This is a genomic window from Vibrio sp. 1751 (assembly GCF_033339895.1).
GTDB lineage: Bacteria > Pseudomonadota > Gammaproteobacteria > Enterobacterales > Vibrionaceae > Vibrio > Vibrio alginolyticus.
In genome coordinates this window covers 44,450-68,443 of record NZ_JAWOVM010000009.1, presented here as the reverse complement: position 1 = coordinate 68,443, position 23,994 = coordinate 44,450, and the positions used below count along the sequence as shown (strand labels likewise).

The window sequence follows — 23,994 nt, the reverse complement described above, 5'->3', positions numbered from 1 at the left end:
GTGACATTATTGCTCTTCCCTAATGGGTAGTTACTTCAGTGTAATTGAGAATTCTGATTATTTATTATTAAGACAACTGAAGGTTATTCAGTCAGCCTCATATTCCCATGTATTTTGCGCTGAATAATAAATCACCATCTTTAGATGCCGAAATAGTTTTCGGTTACAATATGACCAATAAGAATGTTTTTTACACACCAAGAATAACGATCTCGTTAGTGAGACAAAAGATCGTCTTAGTTGTGAGTTAATACATTTACATGACAAGCAATATAGAACTAACCATTCACATTAGAAATAGAATCAATTTTTATACCGTTCGATGAGATAGCAGTCGACCATGCATCCAATACATTTTTCAGATAGAAGCAATAAAAGAAAGGAGAAAGTGGAAGGAAGCGGACAATCAAACTCGCTCCCCTTTTTTATGTTGCAGAGGGGGTTACATTCGCATTCCGCCATCGACTTCGAACACTCGTCCGGTCACGAATTCGTTGGTTAACACGTATTTTATGGTCGATGAAATTTCATCCGCCAAACCTAAACGTCCAACCGGAATCATTCCGATTAAACGTTCCATCGCTTCAGGTTTTATTTGGTCTGTCATGGCAGTTTTGATGACACCCGGAGCAATCGCCACTGAGCGAATTCCGAAACGCCCTAACTCTTTCGCCCACACCGTTGCCATGGTGGCTACCGCCGCTTTAGATGCTGAATAGTTGGTTTGACCAATATTCCCGGCACGCGCAACGCTGGATATGTTGATCAGAACCCCTTTGCTATCGGTGTTCAGCATTACCTTGCTCGCTTCACGGCCACACAGGAAAGTGCCTGTTACATTCACATCTAGAACAGACTGAAATTGTTCCAGCGACATCGTGTTAACCTGACCATCTTTGACTTTAATGAACATACCATCACGCATAATACCTGCGTTATTGATAACGCCATTGAGCTGCTTGAAATCTGCCTCAATTTGCTCAAAAGCAGTGCACACCTGCTGTTCGTCAGTCACGTTCGTCACATAAAAACGAGCGGTAACGCCGAGAGATTCACATTCCGCTTTCGTTTCAGCCAGTTGCTCTGAATTGAGGTCGATAAGCGCAAGATGAACGCCATTTTCCGCCAGTGACAGTGCCATTTGTTTACCCAGCCCCTGCCCTGCCCCCGTGATCGCAATGACCTTATTTGCTAACTCCATAAGCGCTCCTTAGGCCTGATTTTGCTTTTGGTAGAACTCAAACAAGCTTGAAAAATCTTTTTGCCCGTTGCCCTGACCGTTGTGAAAATTAAACAGATTACGAGCCAAGCTGCCCATTGGCGTTGATGTTTGACTGGCAACCGCCGCTTCCATCGCAAGACCCAGATCTTTAGCCATTAACTGGCTCATAAAGCCGCCTTGATAACCATTGCTTGCAGGCGTATTTTCCATCACACCTGGACAAGGGTTATAAAGCTCTAGCGCCCAGTTACGCCCTGAACTTTGCAACATGATGTCGGAAAGCACTTTGGGATCGAGTCCGTTTTCCATCCCTAAATTTAGTGCTTCACAGGTGCCGCTCATCAAAATGCCCAACATCATGTTATTGCAGATCTTCGCGACCTGACCAGCTCCAACATCGCCCGCATGGAAGATGTTTTTACCCATGTGGCTAAGCACCGCTTTGGCTTGAACAAAGTTCTCTTGCGAGCCGCCAACAATGAAAGTTAACGTACCTGCTGCTGCGCCCGCAACGCCACCAGATACTGGTGCATCAACAAAACTGATACCAAGTTGCGATGCTTTTTCGCCAACCAAACGAGCAGTCACCGGATCGATGGTGGAAGAATCAATCAGCAAGGTACCTGATTCGACGCTATCTAAGATGCCATCTTGACCAAGATAAACGCTTTGAACGTGTTGGCTCGCTGGCAGCATAGTGACAACCACGTCAACACCTTGTACTGCCTGCTGAACGGAATCGGCACTTGAAGCGCCCAATGCGGTCAACTCCTTAACTGCGCTTGGGTTCAAATCAAATACTTCGACATTCAAGCCCGCTTTGAGTAGATTCTTAGCCATAGGCGCACCCATGTTACCAAGGCCAATAAATGCAATTTTGTCCATATCGTATTTCTTCCTTGTACTAAAGTGCCGCTATAGCTACCGACGATGCGGTCAGTGGGTATTCTGCTGAGTCAATTGGCGAGAAGAAGCGCTCCAAAACTTGTGGCGTTACGTCAGAAACCGTGCGATGTTGCCAAGTCGGTTGATTGGTTTTATCAATAATCAGCGCACGAACCCCTTCTCTAAAATCACCTTCTAAGCCACAACGTAGTGTTAGGTTAAACTCCATATCAAAACACGCTTTCAAAGAGAGATTTTGATACTGCGTTAACTGCTGATAAGTGATACTGAGCGACAACGGACTGCCATAGTTCAGTGACTTCTGCGCATTGACGAACCACTTGTTATCAACGTTAGCACGGCTGATTGCATCAACAATTGACGCTAAGTCACCCGAACATAACTGCTCAATCAATTCCGCATAGGGCATCAACATCCCTTCGGTTGGCTCGTCCACGTGTACCGAACGCAGCGTAGTGGCGATTTTTTCGTTGATGTTCGCTTCACCTTTCCAACTTACCGATGCAAGCAGATCCAGCAGCACTTGCTTGTTTTCTGGCTGTGCAATCCATTGGCTTAACCCCAACGCTTTCATATCTGTTGCGTTAATTTGGCAAGCAGTCAAACTTAAGAACAGTGCCAAATGTTTTGGCAACTGGTTCAGGAAGTACGTCGCGCCTACATCTGGGTAAAGGCCAATTTTAATCTCTGGCATTGCAAAGCGTGTGGTGGTTTCTGCTACGCGATGGCTGGCACCCATAAACAGGCCAACTCCCCCGCCCATCAAATAACCATGTCCCCACGCGATGATCGGTTTTGGATAAGTATGAATAAGATGGTCACAGCGATATTCGAGGTCAAAGAAGGTTTCCATCGCTGAAAACGCAGAATCAAAGTCTTGTTCTTTGTTTTCAAGTGCACGGTAGATCGCTTGAATATCACCACCAGCACAAAACGCTTTTTCACCTTGAGCATGCAAGAATACCGCGATGACGCTGTCGTCCGTTTGCCATTCATTAAGCTGTTTGTACAACTTCTCAATCATCACGTAACTCAACGCGTTGAGAGCTGCTGGGTTATCAAGCTCTAGCACACCAATAACAGAGCCATCAGCGCACTCAAGTTTTGAAACATTTACTGTACCTGTCATTTGGCCTCCGCTAGCTGTTTGTCCATTGTGGCTTGCGCTTTTGCAAGAACGCATTCACACCCTCAGTCTGATCGTGTGTATTGAACAGCTGTAAAAACAGTTCACGCTCTAAAACCAATCCAGCTGCGTGAGTTTGGCTGCGTCGACCTTGAATGAGCGTTTTGCACGCAGACACAGATTTCGGTGATTGACCTGCAACACGCTGTGCTAGCTCCATAGCCGCTTCGAGTGCTTGACCTTTCGCCACCACCTCTTCGACTAACCCAATTTTTTCCGCTCGCTCGGCCGTCACACGCTCGCCACACAGGATCATACGCTTCGCCCAACCTTCACCTACCAACGCGGTCAGGTTTTGCGTCCCGCCCGCACACGGCAACAAGCCTACCGATGCTTCAGGAAGTGCCATTTGTACTTGTTCTTCTGCGATGCGAATGTCACACGCCATCGCCACTTCCAAACCGCCGCCCATCGCGTAACCATTAATTGCTGCGATGGAAACACCATCGAACGCAGACAGCGCTTCAAAGGCTTCACCAAATGCGAACGCCATATCTGCTGCTTGCGATTTATCGCCGGATGCAAAGTTGTTGAGATCCGCTCCAGCAGAAAAGAATTTCTCGCCTTCGCCTGTTAATACCAACGCATAAATGGAGCGATCATTACTGAGTTCAATCGCCAACTCTTTTAGCTGATTCAAAGATTCAAGCGTCCAGGTGTTTGCTGGCGGGTTACTAATCGTGAGCTTGGCAATGTGCGCTTCACGCTCTAGTTTGATTTGTGCCGTCATAATCTTTCAGTCCTTTTTAATTTCTTTAGGTAAGGCTGTGTCTCGCTGACTAAAGCAGCTCAACGCCTTCCGTTAGTAATCGTCTTGCGACGATCAGACGCATGATTTCGTTGGTACCTTCAAGGATTTGGTGAACACGAACGTCTCGGAAATGTCGCTCGACTGGATATTCTTTGATGTAGCCATAGCCACCGTGAATTTGCAGCGCCTGATCGCAGACTTTAAAGCCCACATCAGTAGCAAAGCGTTTTGCCATGGCACAGTACGCACTTTTTTCTGCGTGCTGGGCATCGAGTTTAGCGGCAGCGAGTCGCACCATTTGACGCGCAGCGACCAGCTCAGTCGCCATATCAGCAAGCTTGAACTGCAACGCTTGAAATTGCGCCAGTGAACGGCCGAACTGTTTGCGTTCGTTCATGTATTGCTTGGCTTCGTTCAGTGCTTGTTGCGCAGTACCGACGGAACAAGTAGCGATATTGATTCGACCACCATCAAGGCCAAGCATGGCGAACTTAAAGCCTTCTCCCTCTTCACCCAACAGGTAGTCAGCCGGAATGCGGACATTTTCGAAGGTAATCATGCGAGTTGGCTGGCAGTTCCAACCCATTTTGGCTTCTTTTTTACCGTAGCTAATGCCTTCGCAATCAGCAGGAACAACGAATGCAGAAACGCCACCCGCTCCTTCACCACACGAACGCGCCATCACGACGAGAACATCTGTATCACCCGCACCCGAGATAAACACTTTTGCGCCATTGAGGACAAACTCATCGCCATCACGCACTGCGCTAGTCGTTAGAGAAGCGGCGTCAGAGCCGGCATTAGGTTCGGTTAAACAGTAGGAAGCGAGCTTTTCACCCGAAATTAGATCCGCGCTAAATTGCTGCGCCACTTCGGCTTTGGCAAAGCTGGTGATCATCCACGTCGCCATGTTGTGAATGGTCATAAACGCAGTAGTCGCGGTACAACCCATAGCCAACTGCTCGAAAATGATCGCCGCATCCAAACGAGATAACCCCAAGCCACCATGCTCTGGCGGCGTATAGATGCTCAGAAAACCAAGTTCACCTGCTTGACGCAGTACGTCTTTAGGGAAATGATGGTTTTCATCCCACTCGGCCGCATGAGGCGCTAACATTTGGTCTGCAAACTGCTTTGCTACTTCGGCAAACGCGAGTTGATCTTCGTTTAATTCAAAATCCATCTTGAAGTCCTAAGGTCTAATTCGTTGCATTTGTATCCGAGCCAAGCCCACTTAAACGGTGGCGCTTGGCTAGAGGTGTCGCTAATCCAGTAATTAGCTAAGTTGAATGGTCATGTTTGGACCGCTTGGAATGTCATCTTCAAACCAACGCGCGGTGACAGTTTTCGTCTCGGTGTAGAAGCGAACCGCTTGTTTACCGTAAGCATGCAGGTCGCCGTAGAAGCTGCCTTTCCACCCAGTAAATGAGAAAAATGGCAATGGCACTGGAATCGGCACGTTGATGCCTACGTTACCTACTTCGATATTGTGTTGATACTTTCTCGCGGCAGCGCCGTTCGCCGTGAAAATAGACGTACCATTACCAAAGCGGTTTGCATTGATCAGTTCAATCGCTTCATCTAGGTCATCCACTTCCATAGTTAACAGTACAGGCCCGAAAATTTCTTCCTGATAAATCGACATGTCTGTGGTCACGTTGGTAAACAGTGTTGGCCCCACCCAGTTACCGTTCGGGAAGCCAGGTACTTGGCAGTCTGTCCCGTCCAGAACACAATTCGCGCCTGACGCTTTGCCTTCATTAATCAGATTCACCACTCGCTGCTTCGCTTGAGGGCTAATCAGTGGACCATAACCGGCGGTTTCATCATCCCACGCGCCAGGCTGAACCTGAGCTAACGCCTCTTTAAGCTCTGGAATCCATTCTTTGGTTTCGCCGACAAATACGGCAACCGAAATCGCCATACAGCGTTGGCCTGCAGCACCAACTGACGCGCCAACTAGGTTATTGATGACTTGCTGTTTGTTTGCATCCGGCATGATGACCATGTGGTTCTTAGCACCTGCAAATGACTGCACGCGTTTCAGGTTGTCTGTACCTGTTTTGTAGATGTACTCACCAACGGGCACAGAGCCAACAAAAGAGATCGCACGAACAACTGGATCAGTCAGAATGCGGTCGACTTGCTCTTTGGTCCCGTGAACAACTTGCAATACGCCTTTTGGTGCGCCAGCTTGTTCAAACAGCTCCGCCAGTTTCATTGCCGTTAGTGGCACTTGCTCTGACGGCTTCAAAATAAAGGTGTTGCCACAAGCGATCGCCATCGGGAACATCCACAATGGGATCATCGCAGGGAAGTTAAACGGTGTGATGCCAGCACAAACACCGAGCGGTTGAATGTAAGAGTAACCATCAATATTGGTTGCGACATTCTCAACCGTTTCGCCCATCATTGAGCTACAAATGTTCGCCGCTTGTTCTACGACTTCAATCCCACGCCAAATGTCACCCTTTGCATCCGCGAGGGTTTTGCCTGTCTCACTTGAAAGCAGTATCGCCAACTCATCGTGTTGCTCTTTTAGCAAATGTTGGTAACGCAACATCAATCTAGCACGCTCCGGCGCTGCAACTTCTTTCCAGCGTTTGAACGTTTCTGTTGCGCTGGCAATCGCCGCATTCATTTCCGATTCCGTGGCACAAGGTACTTGTGCAATCACTTCGTTGGTTGCCGGGTTGGTTACATCTAGCCATTGTTTTGAATCGGAGATGGCAAATTCACCACCGATATACTGCTTTACTTGTTCTGTCATGATGACATCCTTGTATTTTTCAGCTTGTTACTGACTACTGTTATGTAAGTGAAACTTTGTTGAGAGTGATTTAGCAGATTTCAATCGCGATAGCGGTAGCTTCGCCGCCGCCAATACAAAGCGATGCAACGCCACGCTTACCACCAGTTTGTTTTAGCGCATGAATCAAAGTGACAAGGATTCGATTGCCACTTGCGCCTATTGGGTGCCCCAGCGCACAAGCCCCTCCGCGAGGGTTCACTTTGCTCTCGTCCAGTTCGAGAGCTTTCACCGCGTATTGAGTCACGACAGCAAAAGCTTCATTGATTTCCCAAAGGTCCACGTCTGATTTGTCCCAGCCCGTTTTTTCCAGCAGCGATTCAATCGCGAAGACTGGTGCGATGGTGAACTCATCAGGCTGTCTTGCATGCGTGCTGTACGCGACAATTTTGGCTAGAGGCTGAAGGTTTTCCTGACGACCAAACTCACTATCGACTAAGATCATTGCCGACGCACCATCCGAAATGGAACTAGAGTTTGCTGCGGTTACGCCGCCATCTTTGGCAAACGCAGGGCGTAAGGTAGGAATTTTAGTGACGTCGAGTTTGCTCGGTTGCTCATCATCTACAACCAAGGTTTCGCCGCGTCGACTTTTTACGTTAACAGGCACGATCTCTTCTTTGAACAAACCTTGTTCGATTGCTTGCTGCGCACGAGTCAACGACTGTTGCGCCCAGGCATCCATACTTTCACGGCTGAACTGATACTTTTGCGCCGTCTGTTCTGCAAAGACACCCATCAGCTCGCCTTGGTAGGCATCCTGCAACCCGTCATAAAACATGTGATCAAGCACTTGCTCGTGACCTAAACGGAAACCATCACGCGCTTTCTTTAATAGATAAGGAGAAGACGACATGTTTTCCATGCCACCAGCGATGACAGCATGCGCATTACCAGATTGAATAAGGTCATATGCCAGCATCACGGTTTTCATACCCGATCCACAAACTTTGTTCAGTGTCGTACAACCAATCGATTGTGGCATTTCAGCTTTAAGGCTTGCTTGTCTTGCAGGGGCTTGCCCCACACCGGCGGGTAAAACGCACCCCATCAACACTTCGTCTATTTTGTGCACATCGAGTTGGCTTTCGGCTAGCGCCCCTTGAATGGCTTTCGCACCGAGTTCCGTGACATCTGTTGAAGCTAATGCACCTTGAAAAGAGCCGATAGGCGTTCGCTTAGCGGCAACAATCCATGTTTCATTTTTCATTCCATTAACCTTTTATTGACGTTTACGTCATAACTATACTAACATTTACGTTAACGTCAAGTTTGAGGTTATTGTTTGTTCGAGTGATTCTTTGATTTCGAGTAAATGCGAGTGATATCAAGGCTCAAGAGTGGATGTTGTTTGTTTACTTTAACGTTAACGAATTGTATATTCATGTAAATGTTATACGAAAGTCGTAAGGTTAAGGAATGAACACATTTAAGATCAGCGAGCTCGCGAAAGAGTTCGACATTACAACTCGAAGCATTCGCTTCTACGAAGATTTAGGTCTCCTAACTCCGGAACGTAAAGGCAACACACGAATCTACAATGGTCGCGATCGAATTCGACTAAAACTGATTTTGCGAGGTAAGCGATTGGGCTTTTCTCTTGCAGATATCAAAGAGTTATTTGAACTCTACGATACCGATCAAAGTACTGAGCAGTTGAACTATATGATTCGGTTGATCGAAGAGAAGAAGGCAGCATTGCAACAGCAAGCAAACGACATTCAAGCGGTAATGATGGAGTTAAATGCTGCGCAGTTGCGATGCCAAAACACACTGAGATCCATGAAAGGCGAAAAAGTCACCTAACACCTCAACTCTGGGATGTAGGTGACGTAAAGGCAAGGACACGCAATGAAATCTACCTACTCTTCCCTGAACTTTGTTTATGACGAAAATACCGATTTGCTTCGCGAGCAAATCAATAGTTTTGCTGCAAGAGAAATTGCGCCGCTAGCGCAATCTATCGACCAAACTAACGACTTTCCAAACCATCTTTGGTCCAAATTAGGTGACATGGGTCTTTTAGGTGTGACCACCAGCGAAGAGTTTGGTGGTGCAGGCATGGGCTATCTCGCCCACGTTATCGCTATGGAAGAAATCAGCCGAGCATCCGCTTCGGTTGCGTTAAGTTACGGCGCTCACTCCAACCTTTGCGTCAACCAAATCCACCGTAACGGCACACAAGCGCAAAAAGAGAAATACCTACCTAAGCTCATCTCCGGTGAACATATCGGCGCCCTTGCTATGAGTGAACCCGGCGCCGGCTCTGATGTGGTCTCTATGCAGCTTAAAGCCGAACGTAAAGGCGATATTTTCCTGCTAAACGGCAACAAAATGTGGATCACAAACGGCCCTGATGCACACACCTATGTTGTCTACGCAAAAACCGACCCAAGCCAGCACTCCAAAGGCATCACGGCGTTTATTGTGGAACGCGGATTCCCTGGATTTACTCAAGCACAAAAACTCGACAAGTTGGGTATGCGCGGCTCGAATACGTGTGAGCTGGTCTTCCAAAACTGCGAAGTCCCTACGGAGAATATTCTCGGCGAAGAAAACCAAGGCGTGAAAGTATTGATGAGCGGCCTCGACTACGAACGTGTGGTGCTTGCAGGCGGCCCACTTGGCATCATGCAGGCGTGTATGGATATCGTTGTGCCTTACATTCACGACCGTAAACAGTTCGGTAAATCCATCGGTGAATTCCAGCTAGTTCAAGCAAAAATCGCGGATATGTACACACAAATGAATGCCGCTAAAGCGTATGTTTACGCCGTCGCTGCCGCTTGTGATCGTGGTGAAACCACACGTAAAGATTCTGCTGGCGCGATCCTCTACAGCGCAGAGCTGGCAACCAAGATGGCACTGGATGCGATTCAACTACTTGGCGGTAACGGCTACATCAACGAGTTTGATACGGGCCGTTTGTTGCGAGATGCCAAGCTGTATGAAATCGGTGCGGGCACTTCAGAAATTCGCCGCATGCTTATTGGTCGCGAATTGTTTAACGAAAGCGCCTAATCAACATACCTAGGCGTTCTGAATCTAAATAAATTCCTTATTCAACCTAAATCTTATTCAACATAGATAAAGGCGGGTGGTGTCACCCGTCTACCGAATGGAGATCGGCTATTTATGGCTTGTTTGACGACCAATATTAATACCCACTCAGAGCAGTATCAGGAAAACTACCGCTCTATGGCGTCACTTGTAGATCAACTTTATACCGTGACTGCCCAAATAGAAGATGGTGGCGGTGAGAAAGCCCGCGAGCATCAGCAGAAGAAAGGCAAACTTCCGGTACGTGAGCGCATTCTTGCCCTACTCGACCCTGGTTCGTCCTTTCTAGAAATTGGTCAATTTGCTGGCTGGGATGTGTATCCAGATTACGTTCCATGTGCTGGAGTGGTTGCCGGTGTGGGTGTAATTGACGGCAATGAGTGCATGATCGTCGCGAACGACGTGACTGTAAAAGGCGGCAGTTACTACCCACTCACCGTGAAAAAGCACTTAAGAGCACAAGAAATTGCAGAAAAATGCCAACTGCCGTGTGTTTACTTAGTCGACTCTGGCGGCGCTAACCTACCCCGCCAAGATGAGGTATTCCCAGATAAAGACCATTTTGGCCGTATTTTCTACAACCAAGCCCGTATGTCGGCCAAAGGCATTCCACAAATTGCGGTGGTCATGGGGCTATGTACCGCTGGCGGCGCTTATGTTCCTGCGATGTGTGATGTTTCCATCATAGTCAAAGAACAAGGTACGATTTTCTTGGCAGGTCCACCTCTTGTAAAAGCAGCGACAGGTGAAGAAGTCAGCGCGGAAGATCTTGGTGGCGCAGACGTTCACTGTCGCACCTCTGGTGTGGCGGACTATTACGCAGAAAATGATCACCACGCGTTAGAGTTGGCAAGACAAGCGGTTTCACAAATCAACCACTTGAAACCCGTTCAACTCAAGCAAAAAGCACCTCAGGAACCACGTTTTCCTGCCCAAGAGCTGTACGGCATCGTCGGAACCGATCTTAAAAAGCCGTTTGATGTTAAAGAGGTCATTGCCCGAATTGTTGATGATTCCCAGCTCGATGAATTTAAAGCCTTGTTCGGCGAAACCTTGGTCTGTGGCTTTGCCCATATTCACGGTATGCCGATTGGCATTGTCGCTAACAACGGCATTCTATTTTCGGAATCAGCACAAAAAGGCGCGCATTTTATTGAGCTGTGCGCACAACGCAAAATTCCTCTGCTCTTCTTGCAGAACATCACGGGCTTTATGGTCGGTCAGAAGTACGAAGCCGAAGGCATCGCCAAACATGGTGCGAAAATGGTAACTGCTGTTGCGTGTGCAGACGTGCCGAAGTTTACCGTGGTTATTGGTGGATCGTATGGCGCAGGAAACTACGGCATGTGTGGCCGCGCTTATGATCCAACCATGATGTGGATGTGGCCAAACGCGCGCATCTCCGTCATGGGTGGAGAGCAAGCGGCTGGCGTGATGGCGCAAGTGACCCGCGATATCAAAACTCGCAAAGGTGAAAGCTGGAGCGTAGAGGAAGAAGAAGCGTTCAAACGTCCAATTGCGGAGCAATATCAGACTCAAAGCCATGCATACTACGCCAGTGCACGCCTGTGGGACGACGGCATTATTGATCCCGCCAAAACCCGTGATGTTGTCGGCATTGCTCTGTCTGCTGCGCTTAATGCGCCAATATCAGACAGTAAATTTGGCATCTTCCGCATGTAGTCGGATGCAAGGCAAGCCTTAACTCCTCGCGAATACCGATGTTTATACAAGTAACGGTTAGCGAGTATTGGAATACAGACTGAAATGTCAGACAAAGGAAGTCACATGACCGGACTACTGCTCGAAAAAGACAACAATGGCGTTGCTTGGTTGAGCCTCAATCGACCAGAGAAACATAACGCGTTTAATGATGAATTAATTGCTTCACTTATCGACACCTTGGAAAAACTTGAGAGAGACAACTCTCTACGTGCATTGGTACTAACGGCGCAAGGTAAACACTTTTCTGCGGGTGCGGATCTTGGCTGGATGCAGTCAATGGCCACCAAAACCGAGGGGGAAAATCTGCAAGATGCACAGCAGTTAGCGTTGCTCTTGCACAAACTGGATACCTTTAGCAAACCAACCATTGCTATGGTGCATGGCGCTGCATTTGGCGGCGCACTTGGGCTTATCTGCTGCTGCGATATCGCTATCGGTACACCTGAAAGCCGCTTCTGTTTGAGTGAAGTGAAACTCGGTTTGTTACCCGCGACAATCGGACCCTACGTCATTCGAGCGATTGGACAACGACAAAGCCGACGCTACTTTTTAACCGCGGAACTGATTGATGCCGAAACCGCACTATCGATGAGTATTCTTCATCAGATAGACTCTCAACCACGTGAAGCCGTCAATCGCACCATTGATCACCTGCTTAACAACGGTCCACAAGCCATGCAGGCAGCAAAAACGCTCTGCTTACGTTGTGACAATCAACCTATCGAGCATTCATTAATTGAATACACCAGCCAAGCTATTGCAACCGCCCGCGTGTCCGAAGAAGGACAAGAAGGACTGAGTGCATTTTTTGAAAAGCGCGCCGCCAATTGGAGGAATCATGTTTAAAAGAATACTGATCGCAAACCGCGGTGAAATTGCCTGCCGAATCATTAAAACCGCAAAAAGCATGGCTATAGAGACGGTTGCCGTCTATTCCGAAGCGGATCGCAGCAGCTTACATGTTAAACAAGCGGATTTCGCTGAATTCATTGGCCCCGCTCCTGCGAGTGAATCGTATCTCGATATCGATGCAATTATCGGCGCTGCGAAAAAATGGCAAGCCGATGCTATCCACCCTGGGTATGGTTTTCTTTCCGAGAACCCTAAACTGGCGAAAGCGTGCAGCGAAAATGGCATTGTTTTTATTGGCCCTCCCACCAGCGCAATTGAAGCAATGGGTTCGAAGTCGCAAGCCAAAGCCATCATGTCTGAGGCGAACGTGCCCTTGGTTCCCGGCTATCACGGCACAGACAACAGCGTAGAGCACTTATTAGCGGAAGCTGAAAAAATCGGTTACCCAGTGATGCTTAAAGCAACACAAGGTGGCGGCGGCAAAGGCATGCGAGTGGTCAACAGCGCAGCCGAAATGCCGCTGGCTATCGACGGAGCGCAGCGTGAAGCACTTTCAAGCTTTGGCGATAAGCAGCTTCTAATCGAAAAATGCATATTGCAGCCTCGCCACGTGGAAGTTCAGGTATTCGCAGACCAGCGTGGCAACTGTGTCTATCTTTCTGATCGCGATTGCTCCATTCAACGCCGTCACCAAAAAGTAGTCGAAGAAGCACCAGCTCCCGGTCTTAGTGATGCACTACGTAAACAAATGGGTGAAGCTGCGGTTCAGGCCGCTCAAGCGATCGACTATGTTGGCGCTGGCACGGTGGAGTTCTTACTCGATAGCCGAGGTCAATTCTACTTCATGGAGATGAATACCCGTCTGCAAGTTGAACACCCTGTCACTGAATTGATCACCGGCGTTGATTTGGTGGAGTGGCAATTCAAAGTCGCAGCTGGCGAGCATTTACCTATTTCGCAATCTGAAATCACCCACAACGGTCATTCAATTGAGCTGCGAATTTACGCAGAAGATACAGACAATGACTTTATGCCGTCGACTGGCCGCATTGACTACTTAAAAGAACCCGTATCAGACAGTAATGTGCGCCTAGCGTGCGTACGCGTTGATAGTGGTGTTACCCAAGGCGATAGCATCAGCGAATATTACGATCCAATGATCAGCAAACTGATCGTCTGGGGGCAAACTCGTGATATCGCGCTAAAGCAGCTTAAGCAGGCGTTAACTCAATATCACGTACGTGGAGTAACGACAAACATTGGTTATCTGCACAGCATTATTTCGCAGCCAACCTTTGCCGAGATTGAGCTCGATACAGGTTTCCTCGTAACACATCAACAAGGCATAAATGAGCAGCAAGACGTGTCGGATTCAATCTGGCTTACATTGGCGGCGGTTGCTCGTTGGAATGATCTCATTTCAAAATCAGACAGCTCAACGTTACCCGCGCCAACCAAACGAGGTTTTAGACTGTCAGTTGACAACGTTTACCGATTTAACTTCACGGATGCCAAAGCCAACCATCAGGCACGTTTGCAACAATCATCGCAAGATACAGGATCTCACTTCACTGTCCGATGTGGTGAGGAGCTGCATCAAGTCATCCTGCTTGAAAGTGGCAACCAGTTTATCGTCGATATTGATAATGTGCGTTACACCTTTAATGCACTTAGCGATGAGCAACAGACAACACTGTTTTATCTTGGCCAGCAACGCACGTTTGCTCATCAACCTAACTTTGACTCTGCAAAAGATATTGACGATGAACTAAGTCCAACCGCACCACTCAACGGCATAATTTCAGCAGTTATGGTGGCTAAAGGTGACGAAGTGGCGGCGGGCGATCCGCTTTTGGTACTCGAAGCAATGAAAATGGAATACACCATCACGGCTCCGGTAGCAGCAAAAGTCGACGAATTGTTTTATCAGCACGGGGACCAAGTACAGCACGGTTCCATCCTGCTGAATTTGGCTTTGATATCGGATAACGTCAGTGAAGATAAGGAGCGCGAATATGCTACCAGCGAAGGTTAATATCGTCGAAGTCGGCGCTCGTGATGGTCTGCAAAATGAAACGTCAGTGACGCTGGTTGATAAAATCCGTTTGATTAACCAACTAAGCAGCAGTGGCTTAAAGCATATTGAGGCGGGATCTTTCGTCTCTCCAAGGTGGGTGCCTCAAATGGCCGATTCCGATCAGGTGTTTGCTGGTATCTCAAAAAAGCCTGACGTGGTTTATAGCGCTCTCACACCAAATCTCGTAGGGTTAGAACGTGCGCTGGAAAGCGGTGTAAAGCAAATTGCGGTATTTGGCTCCGCTTCAGAAACGTTCAGCCAGAAGAACATCAACTGCAGCATTACCGAAAGTCTCGCTCGATTTGAGCCCGTTATCGAATTGGCGAACCAGCACAACATTCCTGTACGCGGGTACTTGTCTTGTACCATGGTGTGTCCATATGAGGGAGTAATCAAGCCAGAGCAAACTACCAAGGTCGCCAATACGTTGTTTGATATGGGATGTTATGAGATTTCGCTCGGTGATACTGTCGGTAAGGCAACACCTAATCGCGTTATCGCCATGCTGGATTCGTTGTTAACGCTACTGCCAAAAGACGCGCTCGCAGTACATTTTCATGACACTTATGGACAAGCATTAGCCAATATCTATCAAGCCTTGTTAATGGGCATCAACACCATTGATAGCGCAGTAGCGGGGCTCGGCGGCTGCCCTTACGCGAAAGGAGCCAGTGGCAATGTTGCAACGGAAGATGTACTTTATCTGTGTGAGCAACTTGGGATTGAAACAGGCGTTGACCTTGGCGTCATCAATGAAGCGGGTTGGCAAATTTGCCGTGCGTTAGGAAAGTCTCCTGCTTCTAGGGTCGCATTGGCTCTAGGCGATCCGTATAGCTTGTAAATCATCAACTATCATAATCAAATAATGTATTTAAACGGGCATGCAGACGTACGTGCCCGTTTTTTATTGTTACTCATAAAAACCTTAACGCTCAACGGTCTTCATCACATTAATTAGTGCCTGATTTCAGCTACAATTTAGTTTCAAAGCGAACGTATAAAACAGGATCAGGTAAATGCTCATAACATTTCGTTGTCGAAGCCACTCAAACGTCACAATGTTTGGTGATATTGCATTAGATATGCTCAAAATGATGGGTCACAGCGGCACTGTGCCGGGATCAATTTCCGCTCAAGATGTTCCTAACGCGCTATCAAGGTTAACTTCTGCTCTATCTGCGAAAAATGCAGCTGAAGAAAACCTCCCTACTGATGTAGACGAAGAGGAAGAACAAGCAGAGCCCGCGGTAAGCCTAGGACGCAGAGCTTTTCCACTGATTGAGTTGCTAAAATCAGCAATCAAAGAAGAATGCGAAGTCATGTGGGACAACCAATAACGCCTTCAAACTGGTTTCTAGCGAGGTGAATCCGTGTTGTGGCCGCCTCGCTATGGTTACTCGACACCAAGATAAGAACACCAATACCGCTTATCGCCCTATCCGTTTCTCTCCCTAGACAACTTGATTTGCCCATCAATGTGCACATCTCGTTGTGGAAACGCGATTTCAATGCCGTGCTTTTCGAAAGCTTCGTAGATTTCAAAACGCATGGCACTTGCGACCGAGCGAATACCGCCCTCAACCGTTGAGTTAATCCAAAAATAAGATTCGAAGATCAAAGCATTGTCACCAAAGTCTTGAAAAAACACATCTGGCGCTGGCGAACTCAGAACTTGCGCTTGCTGCGAAGTCACTTCCGCCATTAAGGCAGCAACCTGTTTGACATCGCTCCCATACGCGACACCGACGACGACAGAGCCACGAACTAATCTGTCGCATAACGTCCAGTTGATCACCACGTTCTCAATCAACTGACTGTTGGGTATGAGCATATGAACACCATCGGTTCGTCTGATTCTCGTTGAGCGTGTATTTATTTGCTCGACAGTGCCTTTGGCGCCCTCAACCTCTAAAAAGTCCCCAATTCGGATTGGCTTTTCACCAATCAAAATCCAGCCACTTATGAAGTTGTTAATGATGTTTTGCGCACCAAAACCGAAGCCGATAGCGATGGCACCAGACAGAAAGGCAAACGCGGTAATTGGCACATTTATCATCGAAAGTGTGGTCATAAAAATAATGGCGAGAGCGATGACAAATAATATCCGTTTAACCAAATGAATCACGTTTGGGTCTTTCCCCGATGAAGACATTCTTGACGTAACGGTTTTGATCAAAATTTTGGATAACCATAAAGCGACAATGACCCATGTCGGCACCATCAATATCGCCCACAACGTGATAGGTTGTTCGTTAAAGGTAAACAGTGTTGTTTCTAAAAATGAAATGACCCGTTCGAACATAAAGTGCTCACTCTTGATTCATCGTTATCAGCAAGCCAGAGCGCATAAGTCTTATATTTTTAGCCCAATCGATAGCGCAGCGGCTCAATTAAGTTCTTCCTATTAACTATATTGTAATCTACGTAAAACGCTTCGAGTGGTTTCCCACTTTTTCAACCGATTAAGCCATTTAGGGAATACGTCTTTGTGAACTAAACGAGCCAATCAACCAACTGGATACGCAAGGTAAATCAGTGATAACTTTCTGATTTTTAAGCATCAAATTTTCACTTCGAATCACTCTCACCTATTATGCACCTTATTGCAAATAACATTGATGGAATGATTGTTATGTCAGAACTGACTCGGATGCGCTCTGGAGAAGCCTATAATTGTCTGGATGAAGAACTAAAGCTAATGCGCGCCAAAACTGCGCAGCTTGTCTTCCAATTTAACCACGAGCCAAACCCAGATATCCGTAGACAACTATTGGCGGAAATGGGCGTCCAATTAAAAAACAGCGCCTGTATAGAGCCACCGCTACAACTTACCTACGGTTGTCACTTGTCCATCGGAGAAAACACCTACATCAACTGGGATGCCATTATTCTGGACAATGGGCAGGTTGAGGTTGGCGCGAACGTCATGATTGGGCCTAGAGTGCAAATTTACACAGCCGCTCATTCACTCGATACACAAAGACGCTTAGCCGGAGATGAGATCGCCAAACCGGTAACAATTGGCAATAACGTTTGGATTGGTGGGGGCGCAATCATACTGCCGGGCGTGACCATTGGCGATGAGGCCGTCGTCGGCGCTGGCTCTGTCGTAACCAAAGACGTTGCGCCGGGCGATCGAGTTGTTGGAAATCCGGCGCGCTCCATTAAACCAAAAAACTGAAGAAAGTCGCTATTTCGCCAAATGCTCGCGAATAATATTGGCAAGCAGATTGAGAGCATGAACATATTTGTCATTGAGCTCAAAAGAAGCGTTAAGACGAATACAGTGATCGTATTGTTCTGTCAGGCTGAACATCTTTCCCGGTGCGATGCTGATATTACCTTTTAGCGCTTCTCGATATATCGGCAAGGCATCAATATGCTTGGGAAGCTCTAACCAAATAAAGTACCCACCGCTTTGGCTTAACACTTTGACTGCTTCAGGTAACAGCTCACTAAGCAGAACCGTCATCTTACTTTTACGTTCAAACAGCTTTTTCCGTAACTGCTTCAAATGAGATTCATAATTGCGGCTTGTTAAATAGTGTACCAATGTCATTTGCACTGGTGCACTCGTCGCTAATGTACTCATTAACTGTAACTTTTGTACCTCTAGCGCCCGCTTTCCCGCCGCAACCCAACCAATACGTAGCCCTGCGATTAATGATTTTGAAAACGAGGAGCACAACATGGTATTGCCCGTGTCATCAAACATTCTTAGTGGATAAACCGAGTCATTCCCTGCATGCAGTTCGCTGTACACGTCATCTTCAATCACTGGCACGTTATATCGCTGTGTCAGTTCAATCAGCTTTTGTTTTTTCTCGTTAGAAAGCGTAAAACCCAGAGGATTCTGGAAGTTCGACATCAGCCAGCACGCTTTCACATCGTGTGTTTGCAGCGCTCGTTCCAATGAGTCTAGGTCAATGCCCGTGACTGGGTCTGTTCTTACTGAGAGCGCTTTCAAACCTAACCGCTCTAAGGATTGCAATGCACCATAAAATGCAGGCGACTCCACAACCACCCAATCTCCCGGTCTTGTGCAGGCTTGCAAACTGAGCGTTAACGCCTCCAGCGCGCCTGCCGTAATGACAATTTCATCGGGTGAAATTTCAATGCCTTTCGCAGCATAACGCTTCGCGATGATGGTGCGTAATTGCTCGTTTCCCGGCGGTAAGTTATCAAAGGTGGTGGAAATCGGCATATTGCGAGCGGCTGCGCTCATCGCCCGATTCACGTGATATCGTGGGTACAAACTTGGGTCTGGATAGGCAAAGCCAAAATTGATCATGGATGGATTTTTACTCGCCTGCAGAACATCAAAGATAAACTCATTGATGTCTACCTGCTCAGTCCACGAAACCGCGGCTGGCGCTTGGGGTTCATTTGAGCTCTTAATATTGGGCGCTACTCGATAACCAGATCGCGGCTGTGACGTGACCCAGCCTTGAGATTCCAGAATTTGATACGCGTGCAACACCGTCATCAAGCTCAAACCCGAGTGTTCAGATTGGCGACGCAGAGAAGGCAGTTTGTCACCCGGGTGCCATATCCCCGATTTTATCTGCCTTTTAAGCTGTTCCACTAACTCTTGATACTTCGCCAAACGCAAATCCCCCTCCATAAAGCTGAATTCAAAATAATAACACTTCAATATTTAATCTGTTATAGGTTTATAGTCACTGTCTGTACCTACTTCCCTCATTCCGCTCCTTTTAAAATAGCTCTCTCATAAAACTTAAAAGATCAAAGGAAGTTTAATGTTTGGCCTCGACGCATTTATGCTTGCACGGATACAGTTCGCCTTTACGGTATCCTTTCATATTATTTTCCCCGCTATCACCATAGGTTTGGCCACCTATCTCGCCGTGCTGGAAGGCTTATGGCTAAAAACACGTAATCCCGATTACCAAAAGCTCTACCACTTCTGGTCGAAAATTTTTGCGGTTAACTTTGGAATGGGTGTTGTATCTGGTCTTGTCATGGCCTATCAATTCGGCACCAACTGGAGTGGTTTCTCCGACTTCGCTGGTTCTATCACAGGCCCATTACTGACTTATGAAGTGTTAACGGCTTTCTTTCTCGAAGCCGGATTTCTTGGCGTAATGCTGTTTGGGTGGCGTCGCGTCGGCGAAAAGCTGCACTTTTTTGCAACCTCGATGGTGGCGTTAGGAACGATCATTTCGACGTTCTGGATTCTCGCCTCCAACAGTTGGATGCAAACGCCACAAGGCTATGAAATTGTCGACGGACGTGTGGTGCCAACCGACTGGTTTGCTATCGTTTTCAATCCTTCATTTCCTTATCGTTTGGCGCACATGAGCGTCGCGGCTTTCGTCAGTTCAGCACTCTTTGTAGGCGCTTCAGCCGCTTGGCATTTATTGAGAGGCAATCAATCGACTGCGGTAAAAACCATGTTTTCGATGTCGCTCGGGATCTTAGTGTTCCTTGCGCCACTCCAAGCCGTGATTGGCGATGTGCACGGGCTAAACACTCTGGAACACCAGCCCGCCAAAATCGCTGCCATCGAAGGACATTGGGATAACAGCGATGGCAAACCAACCCCATTGATATTGTTCGGCATGCCAAACATGGAACAAGAACGCACAGACTATGCCTTAGAAATTCCTGTTTTAGGAAGTTTGATCCTACGCCACAGTTTAACTGAGCCAATCCCGGCGCTGAAAGACTTCCCGAAAGAGGAACGACCGAACTCACCTATCGTCTTTTGGTCATTTCGAATCATGGTCGGGCTAGGACTTCTGATGATTTTTCAGAGCTTCTACAGCATATGGTTACGAAAAAAGAACACGCTTTATACTTCGCGTTGGTTCCTCAAGTTTTCATTGTTTATGGGGCCATCTGGTCTTATCGCAATACTCGCTGGCTGGTTTACGACAGAGGTTGGTCGGCAACCTTGGGTCGTGTATGGCGTACAAAAAACGCGTGATGCGGTTTCTGCACACGGAGACCTACAAATGAGCATCAGCCTGCTGTGTTTCCTTGTTGTATACAGCTTGGTATTTGGTTTTGGTTATTACTACATGATCCACCAAATCAAGAAAGGCCCCGATGCAATCGAACACGATGAGCACGACATGACGACCGTTTCAGGTCGCATTTAGAATTTGTCACAAAGTGAAGGTAGAAAATATGCATTTTGATTTATCCGTGATTTGGTTCGCGATCATCGTTTTTGCCACTTTGATGTACATCATCATGGACGGCTTCGATTTGGGTATTGGAATACTGATGCCCTTCATCAAGGATGAAAAACAAAAAGACGTCATGGTCAACAGTGTCGCGCCAGTTTGGGACGGCAACGAAACTTGGATTGTGCTTGGAGGCGCATCTCTATTTGGCGCTTTTCCGATGGCTTACGCGGTGATTATTGAAGCGCTAACCATCCCTTTAACGTTGATGTTGATTGCTTTGATCTTTCGTGGCGTCGCGTTTGAGTTTCGCTTTAAAGCATTGGAAAACCACTTGAAGTTCTGGGACCGTTCTTTTATGGTCGGCTCGATTTTAACCACGTTTTTCCAAGGCGTTGTTGTTGGCGCGGTAATTCAGGGCTTTGCGGTGGAAAACCGCGTCTTCGTAGGTAGCCAACTAGACTGGCTCACCCCTTTTCCCATCTTTTGTGGTTTGGGTTTAGTCGCAACCTACGCGCTGCTTGGTAGTACATGGCTCATCATGAAGACGGAAGGTGCACTGCAAAGCACGATGTACCGCTTCACTAACAAAACACTACTGGCGATGATCTCCGCATTAATCATTGTGAGCGCTTGGACCCCACTTGCTTACCCTGCCATTGCGGAAAGATGGTTTTCTCTGCCGAATTTGTTCTACTTACTGCCCGTACCAGTCATTACTGGACTGGTATGTTTGAAGATTGCTGACTCCGTTAAAAAGCGTAAAGAGCGCAGCCCTTTCGTGATGGCGCTAGTGATCGTGATTCTCGGGTTCGCAGGGCTTGGCATCAGTATCTGGCCAAATATCATTCCTCCTAGCATATCAATATGGGAAGCAGCGGCTCCTGCAAGCAGTCAGCGCTTTATGCTCGTTGGAGCAGTGATCATCATCCCGATCATTCTGGCTTACACCTTTTGGAGTTACTACGTCTTCTCCGGAAAAGTAAAAGAAGGCGAAGCGTACCATTAACGAGTTGATAAGGAGTGAGTATGAAAATCAAAAATTGGTGCCGCCAATGGGCTTGGATGATTGGAATATGGGTCGTTAGCGTCGCTGCATTAGGGTTAGTGTCTATGTTATTTCGCGTCATGATGACCGCTGCAGGGTTAAAATCTTAGCTCGGCACTTTTAAGTCAATAAAAAATGGGGACCTCTAGCTCTTGCGTTAGGAGCTAGAGGCGTTTACATTCAAGTCCGACTTTTCACGTGTGCAGACAATACGATCGTAGATTCTGAACCACGAGCCACTTCAAAATAACCACCAGCACGAGATAGCTGACGAGCCGTCAATTTTTCTTTGCCCAGCTTTTCAAACCAATAAGGCGCTAATGAGCACTGAGCCGAGCCTGTGGCAAGATCTTCTGAAATACCGATTTTAGGTGCAAAGTAACGCAGCACATAGCCACTATCAGAGCTTTGAGCCGTCACGATGACCGCATGAAACTCATCAATTTTAATCAGCTCATCAAAGTTAGGTTGATAGCGAACAACATCATCTTCGGATTCGAGAACAACAACCAAATCACGCGTTGTAAAAGCATCTACGGGGTCATTGGAAAAGCCTGAAATACCCAAGGGGATGGCATGAGGCTTGGCTAGCCAACTTGGCATCACTATCCGATACATTCCATCCAGTCCAGTAACGGTAACATGACCATACTGACTTTGTAGAATGACCTCGTTCTTATGATAGTTGGAAATGATTGCAGCGCCTGCGCCCAAACTTCCGTGTCCGCATAGGTTGATCTCTCCTTCTAGGCTAAACCAGCGAATGTGGTAGTCACTGCCAGACTGAACCACAAATGATGTGACAGGTTGAGCGACCTGATGAGTGATTTGAAGTAATTCAGAATCACTCAGCCAGTGATTTAGTTCGACAACGCCACATGGGTTACCTTGAGCTAACTCATCACAAAATACATCATATATTTGTGCTTTAATCATCCATCATCCTTACTGTTTGGCGTCTTGTTGACGGGTGAGCGACTCAATACTGATACCACTGCATACCGCCTTAATCACTAAAACCAACGCACAGTAAAAATGCTATGCGTTGCGAACCCCTCTTGAACAATTTGTTCGCTTAAATTCTGTAGCACCAAGCCACACTCGCCCAAAACATAATGTTCAAAGCCCAGATCATCACACTTTGAACAGGAAGCATGTGGAAAACTAACTGTGGACATGCCCTAAGCTCTCTCAGAGAGAACAGCATTTGAGGCTGAAAGTCCCAACTGGTTGCTAAACGCAGACCTCTTTTAAACCAAGGGTGATTCGCCAAATATTCAGCGTAAGATGAATAAATTGTCCACAAACCCAAAAGACCAAACAGCTCAATTATTGAGATTACTTCCAAACTAAAGGGCAATAATGAAGGTCCTCCAATAAGCAAAATAGCCGCAAATATCCATTTTCTATTTCTCATTACACATCCTTGTTAATGATTTAATCTAACTGCGTATATAAAAGATTCGAGAAAAGCTTGTCAGTTCCTAAGCTTTGAGGCATCAGGCCTGACAAGCATATGTATTAGCTATTTCTGATCGTCAAATTCATTAACGGTTTTTAGCCAAATAGCAAATTGGTTCAAGGATGTCTCATGACGTCTCTTAATATTTAACTCATCGCAAATAACATCTATTGGCGCTTCTGAGTTCTTCTGAATCGCAAACTTAGCAAGCCCCAAAGCCTCCTCATACGACAGCTCATTCCACTTTCGTTCATAACCGAATGCCTCTACACCCCGCCACTCAATCAAATCGACCATATTACTCGGCGAAACCCAGAGTGTTGGAGAGTACCCATCGCTCTCTTTGATACCAGCGAAAGTATCAAGTATTTTTCTCATATACTCGAGTTGCTTTTTGCTTGTACGTGTTAAGCCATGTAGGTTGGCTATTTCGAGGGTAAGTGCATGCAGTGTAATACCAGGGCGTTCGATAAGGATATCTGTAGCAAGTTGAGTGAGCCTATCAACGTATTCAGGTTTAAAATAATTTGCGGCATCCAATGTAATCGATGAAGCGTTCTCGATTTCATCAAATTCTTTACCAGAGCTCCCCGTTTGTTCAAGACAAAAACCTGTGCCTGAGTTTAAAGTTGAAGGACCTTTCGCTAACACTACTTTTCCCTCTGCTTCTGCTTCTGCTTCTGCTTCTGCTTCTGCTTCTGCTTCTGCTTCTGCTTCTGCTTCTGCTTCTGCTTCTGCTTCTGC

At 47.1% G+C, this 23,994-nt stretch carries 23 protein-coding genes; 11 read left to right on the top strand and 12 right to left on the bottom strand.

The window, feature by feature from the left end; translation table 11 throughout:
- Positions 1-442 precede the first annotated feature (442 nt).
- The 7 genes from R7041_RS05560 to R7041_RS05530 form a co-directional block, all read right to left on the bottom strand.
- On the bottom strand, positions 443-1,201 hold the full coding sequence (locus R7041_RS05560) for an SDR family oxidoreductase (RefSeq protein ID WP_033906450.1): 759 nt from the start codon (positions 1,199-1,201) through the stop codon (positions 443-445).
- Between the two features lie 9 nt (positions 1,202-1,210).
- Positions 1,211-2,107, bottom strand: a complete 897-nt coding sequence (gene mmsB, locus R7041_RS05555; protein WP_206948982.1) for a 3-hydroxyisobutyrate dehydrogenase — start codon at positions 2,105-2,107, stop codon at positions 1,211-1,213.
- A 19-nt stretch (positions 2,108-2,126) separates the two neighbouring features.
- Positions 2,127-3,257: an enoyl-CoA hydratase/isomerase family protein gene (locus R7041_RS05550; RefSeq protein WP_025767889.1), complete on the bottom strand. Its 1,131-nt coding sequence runs from the start codon at positions 3,255-3,257 to the stop codon at positions 2,127-2,129.
- 10 nt (positions 3,258-3,267) lie between these two features.
- Positions 3,268-4,044: an enoyl-CoA hydratase gene (locus R7041_RS05545; RefSeq protein WP_025767890.1), complete on the bottom strand. Its 777-nt coding sequence runs from the start codon at positions 4,042-4,044 to the stop codon at positions 3,268-3,270.
- Between the two features lie 49 nt (positions 4,045-4,093).
- Complete coding sequence (locus tag R7041_RS05540; RefSeq protein ID WP_005373226.1) at positions 4,094-5,248, bottom strand: acyl-CoA dehydrogenase family protein; 1,155 nt, start codon at positions 5,246-5,248, stop codon at positions 4,094-4,096.
- Between the two features lie 93 nt (positions 5,249-5,341).
- The gene (locus R7041_RS05535) at positions 5,342-6,835 is read right to left on the bottom strand and encodes a CoA-acylating methylmalonate-semialdehyde dehydrogenase (protein ID WP_005382664.1); all 1,494 of its coding nucleotides are present in this window, start codon (positions 6,833-6,835) and stop codon (positions 5,342-5,344) included.
- A gap of 70 nt (positions 6,836-6,905) precedes the next feature.
- Complete coding sequence (locus R7041_RS05530) at positions 6,906-8,084, bottom strand: thiolase family protein (protein ID WP_025767891.1); 1,179 nt, start codon at positions 8,082-8,084, stop codon at positions 6,906-6,908.
- A gap of 209 nt (positions 8,085-8,293) precedes the next feature.
- Here R7041_RS05530 and R7041_RS05525 point away from each other — a divergent pair, with 209 nt between their 5' ends.
- From R7041_RS05525 to R7041_RS05495, 7 genes are all read left to right on the top strand, one after another.
- Complete coding sequence (locus R7041_RS05525; RefSeq protein ID WP_005373242.1) at positions 8,294-8,680, top strand: MerR family transcriptional regulator; 387 nt, start codon at positions 8,294-8,296, stop codon at positions 8,678-8,680.
- A gap of 45 nt (positions 8,681-8,725) precedes the next feature.
- Entirely contained in the window at positions 8,726-9,895 is a 1,170-nt protein-coding gene (locus R7041_RS05520; protein WP_025767892.1) for an isovaleryl-CoA dehydrogenase, read from the top strand.
- A gap of 114 nt (positions 9,896-10,009) precedes the next feature.
- Positions 10,010-11,617, top strand: a complete 1,608-nt coding sequence (locus R7041_RS05515) for a carboxyl transferase domain-containing protein (protein WP_025767893.1) — start codon at positions 10,010-10,012, stop codon at positions 11,615-11,617.
- Positions 11,618-11,722: 105 nt separating this feature from the next.
- A complete protein-coding gene (locus R7041_RS05510) occupies positions 11,723-12,505 on the top strand; it encodes an enoyl-CoA hydratase-related protein (RefSeq protein WP_025767894.1) in 783 nt (260 codons plus the stop codon).
- Positions 12,498-14,546 (top strand): acetyl/propionyl/methylcrotonyl-CoA carboxylase subunit alpha, encoded by a 2,049-nt coding sequence (locus R7041_RS05505; protein ID WP_206948981.1) that lies wholly within the window; start codon positions 12,498-12,500, stop codon positions 14,544-14,546. The genes R7041_RS05510 and R7041_RS05505 overlap by 8 nt, the downstream gene beginning before the upstream one ends.
- The gene (locus tag R7041_RS05500) at positions 14,527-15,429 is read left to right on the top strand and encodes a hydroxymethylglutaryl-CoA lyase (RefSeq protein ID WP_206948980.1); all 903 of its coding nucleotides are present in this window, start codon (positions 14,527-14,529) and stop codon (positions 15,427-15,429) included. The genes R7041_RS05505 and R7041_RS05500 overlap by 20 nt, the downstream gene beginning before the upstream one ends.
- Before the next feature lie 175 nt (positions 15,430-15,604).
- A complete protein-coding gene (locus tag R7041_RS05495; protein WP_017820342.1) occupies positions 15,605-15,925 on the top strand; it encodes a DUF1840 domain-containing protein in 321 nt (106 codons plus the stop codon).
- Between the two features lie 98 nt (positions 15,926-16,023).
- Here R7041_RS05495 and R7041_RS05490 read toward each other — a convergent pair whose 3' ends face one another.
- Entirely contained in the window at positions 16,024-16,890 is an 867-nt protein-coding gene (locus R7041_RS05490; protein ID WP_005373258.1) for a mechanosensitive ion channel family protein, read from the bottom strand.
- 330 nt (positions 16,891-17,220) lie between these two features.
- Between R7041_RS05490 and R7041_RS05485 the strand changes: the two genes are divergently transcribed.
- Positions 17,221-17,769 carry a sugar O-acetyltransferase gene (locus R7041_RS05485; RefSeq protein WP_017820343.1) on the top strand — a complete coding sequence of 183 codons (549 nt, stop codon included), beginning with the start codon at positions 17,221-17,223 and terminating at the stop codon, positions 17,767-17,769.
- Positions 17,770-17,778: 9 nt separating this feature from the next.
- On the opposite strand, the gene R7041_RS05480 is transcribed toward R7041_RS05485, so the two are convergent.
- On the bottom strand, positions 17,779-19,212 hold the full coding sequence (locus tag R7041_RS05480; protein WP_017820344.1) for a PLP-dependent aminotransferase family protein: 1,434 nt from the start codon (positions 19,210-19,212) through the stop codon (positions 17,779-17,781).
- Positions 19,213-19,348: 136 nt separating this feature from the next.
- Here R7041_RS05480 and R7041_RS05475 point away from each other — a divergent pair, with 136 nt between their 5' ends.
- Genes R7041_RS05475 through R7041_RS05465 form a run of 3 tightly spaced genes read left to right on the top strand, consistent with a single transcriptional unit; the run spans position 19,349 to position 21,898 of the window.
- Positions 19,349-20,713: a cytochrome ubiquinol oxidase subunit I gene (locus tag R7041_RS05475; RefSeq protein WP_005373264.1), complete on the top strand. Its 1,365-nt coding sequence runs from the start codon at positions 19,349-19,351 to the stop codon at positions 20,711-20,713.
- Positions 20,714-20,741: 28 nt separating this feature from the next.
- A complete protein-coding gene (cydB, locus tag R7041_RS05470; protein WP_064369311.1) occupies positions 20,742-21,749 on the top strand; it encodes a cytochrome d ubiquinol oxidase subunit II in 1,008 nt (335 codons plus the stop codon).
- Positions 21,750-21,769: 20 nt separating this feature from the next.
- Entirely contained in the window at positions 21,770-21,898 is a 129-nt protein-coding gene (locus R7041_RS05465; RefSeq protein ID WP_074190543.1) for a DUF2474 domain-containing protein, read from the top strand.
- 70 nt (positions 21,899-21,968) lie between these two features.
- Here the strand turns inward: R7041_RS05465 and R7041_RS05460 are convergent, their stop codons facing one another.
- The 3 genes from R7041_RS05460 to R7041_RS05450 all read right to left on the bottom strand — a co-directional run.
- Complete coding sequence (locus R7041_RS05460) at positions 21,969-22,724, bottom strand: PhzF family phenazine biosynthesis protein (RefSeq protein WP_064369312.1); 756 nt, start codon at positions 22,722-22,724, stop codon at positions 21,969-21,971.
- Positions 22,725-22,863: 139 nt separating this feature from the next.
- Entirely contained in the window at positions 22,864-23,205 is a 342-nt protein-coding gene (locus R7041_RS05455) for a hypothetical protein (protein ID WP_054577804.1), read from the bottom strand.
- Between the two features lie 108 nt (positions 23,206-23,313).
- Positions 23,314-23,994: hypothetical protein (locus tag R7041_RS05450; protein WP_318114693.1), on the bottom strand; the 681-nt coding region annotated here is incomplete at its 5' end.

What these genes read in the sequence shown, in the direction of transcription:
- R7041_RS05560 (WP_033906450.1), bottom strand. Translation starts at nt 1,201, where the DNA reads ATGGAGTTAGCAAATAAGGTCATTGCGATCACGGGGGCAGGGCAGGGG.
- mmsB (WP_206948982.1), bottom strand. Translation starts at nt 2,107, where the DNA reads ATGGACAAAATTGCATTTATTGGCCTTGGTAACATGGGTGCGCCTATG.
- R7041_RS05550 (WP_025767889.1), bottom strand. Translation starts at nt 3,257, where the DNA reads ATGACAGGTACAGTAAATGTTTCAAAACTTGAGTGCGCTGATGGCTCT.
- R7041_RS05545 (WP_025767890.1), bottom strand. Translation starts at nt 4,044, where the DNA reads ATGACGGCACAAATCAAACTAGAGCGTGAAGCGCACATTGCCAAGCTC.
- R7041_RS05540 (WP_005373226.1), bottom strand. Translation starts at nt 5,248, where the DNA reads ATGGATTTTGAATTAAACGAAGATCAACTCGCGTTTGCCGAAGTAGCA.
- R7041_RS05535 (WP_005382664.1), bottom strand. Translation starts at nt 6,835, where the DNA reads ATGACAGAACAAGTAAAGCAGTATATCGGTGGTGAATTTGCCATCTCC.
- R7041_RS05530 (WP_025767891.1), bottom strand. Translation starts at nt 8,084, where the DNA reads ATGAAAAATGAAACATGGATTGTTGCCGCTAAGCGAACGCCTATCGGC.
- R7041_RS05525 (WP_005373242.1), top strand. Translation starts at nt 8,294, where the DNA reads ATGAACACATTTAAGATCAGCGAGCTCGCGAAAGAGTTCGACATTACA.
- R7041_RS05520 (WP_025767892.1), top strand. Translation starts at nt 8,726, where the DNA reads ATGAAATCTACCTACTCTTCCCTGAACTTTGTTTATGACGAAAATACC.
- R7041_RS05515 (WP_025767893.1), top strand. Translation starts at nt 10,010, where the DNA reads ATGGCTTGTTTGACGACCAATATTAATACCCACTCAGAGCAGTATCAG.
- R7041_RS05510 (WP_025767894.1), top strand. Translation starts at nt 11,723, where the DNA reads ATGACCGGACTACTGCTCGAAAAAGACAACAATGGCGTTGCTTGGTTG.
- R7041_RS05505 (WP_206948981.1), top strand. Translation starts at nt 12,498, where the DNA reads ATGTTTAAAAGAATACTGATCGCAAACCGCGGTGAAATTGCCTGCCGA.
- R7041_RS05500 (WP_206948980.1), top strand. Translation starts at nt 14,527, where the DNA reads ATGCTACCAGCGAAGGTTAATATCGTCGAAGTCGGCGCTCGTGATGGT.
- R7041_RS05495 (WP_017820342.1), top strand. Translation starts at nt 15,605, where the DNA reads ATGCTCATAACATTTCGTTGTCGAAGCCACTCAAACGTCACAATGTTT.
- R7041_RS05490 (WP_005373258.1), bottom strand. Translation starts at nt 16,890, where the DNA reads ATGTTCGAACGGGTCATTTCATTTTTAGAAACAACACTGTTTACCTTT.
- R7041_RS05485 (WP_017820343.1), top strand. Translation starts at nt 17,221, where the DNA reads ATGTCAGAACTGACTCGGATGCGCTCTGGAGAAGCCTATAATTGTCTG.
- R7041_RS05480 (WP_017820344.1), bottom strand. Translation starts at nt 19,212, where the DNA reads ATGGAGGGGGATTTGCGTTTGGCGAAGTATCAAGAGTTAGTGGAACAG.
- R7041_RS05475 (WP_005373264.1), top strand. Translation starts at nt 19,349, where the DNA reads ATGTTTGGCCTCGACGCATTTATGCTTGCACGGATACAGTTCGCCTTT.
- cydB (WP_064369311.1), top strand. Translation starts at nt 20,742, where the DNA reads ATGCATTTTGATTTATCCGTGATTTGGTTCGCGATCATCGTTTTTGCC.
- R7041_RS05465 (WP_074190543.1), top strand. Translation starts at nt 21,770, where the DNA reads ATGAAAATCAAAAATTGGTGCCGCCAATGGGCTTGGATGATTGGAATA.
- R7041_RS05460 (WP_064369312.1), bottom strand. Translation starts at nt 22,724, where the DNA reads ATGATTAAAGCACAAATATATGATGTATTTTGTGATGAGTTAGCTCAA.
- R7041_RS05455 (WP_054577804.1), bottom strand. Translation starts at nt 23,205, where the DNA reads ATGAGAAATAGAAAATGGATATTTGCGGCTATTTTGCTTATTGGAGGA.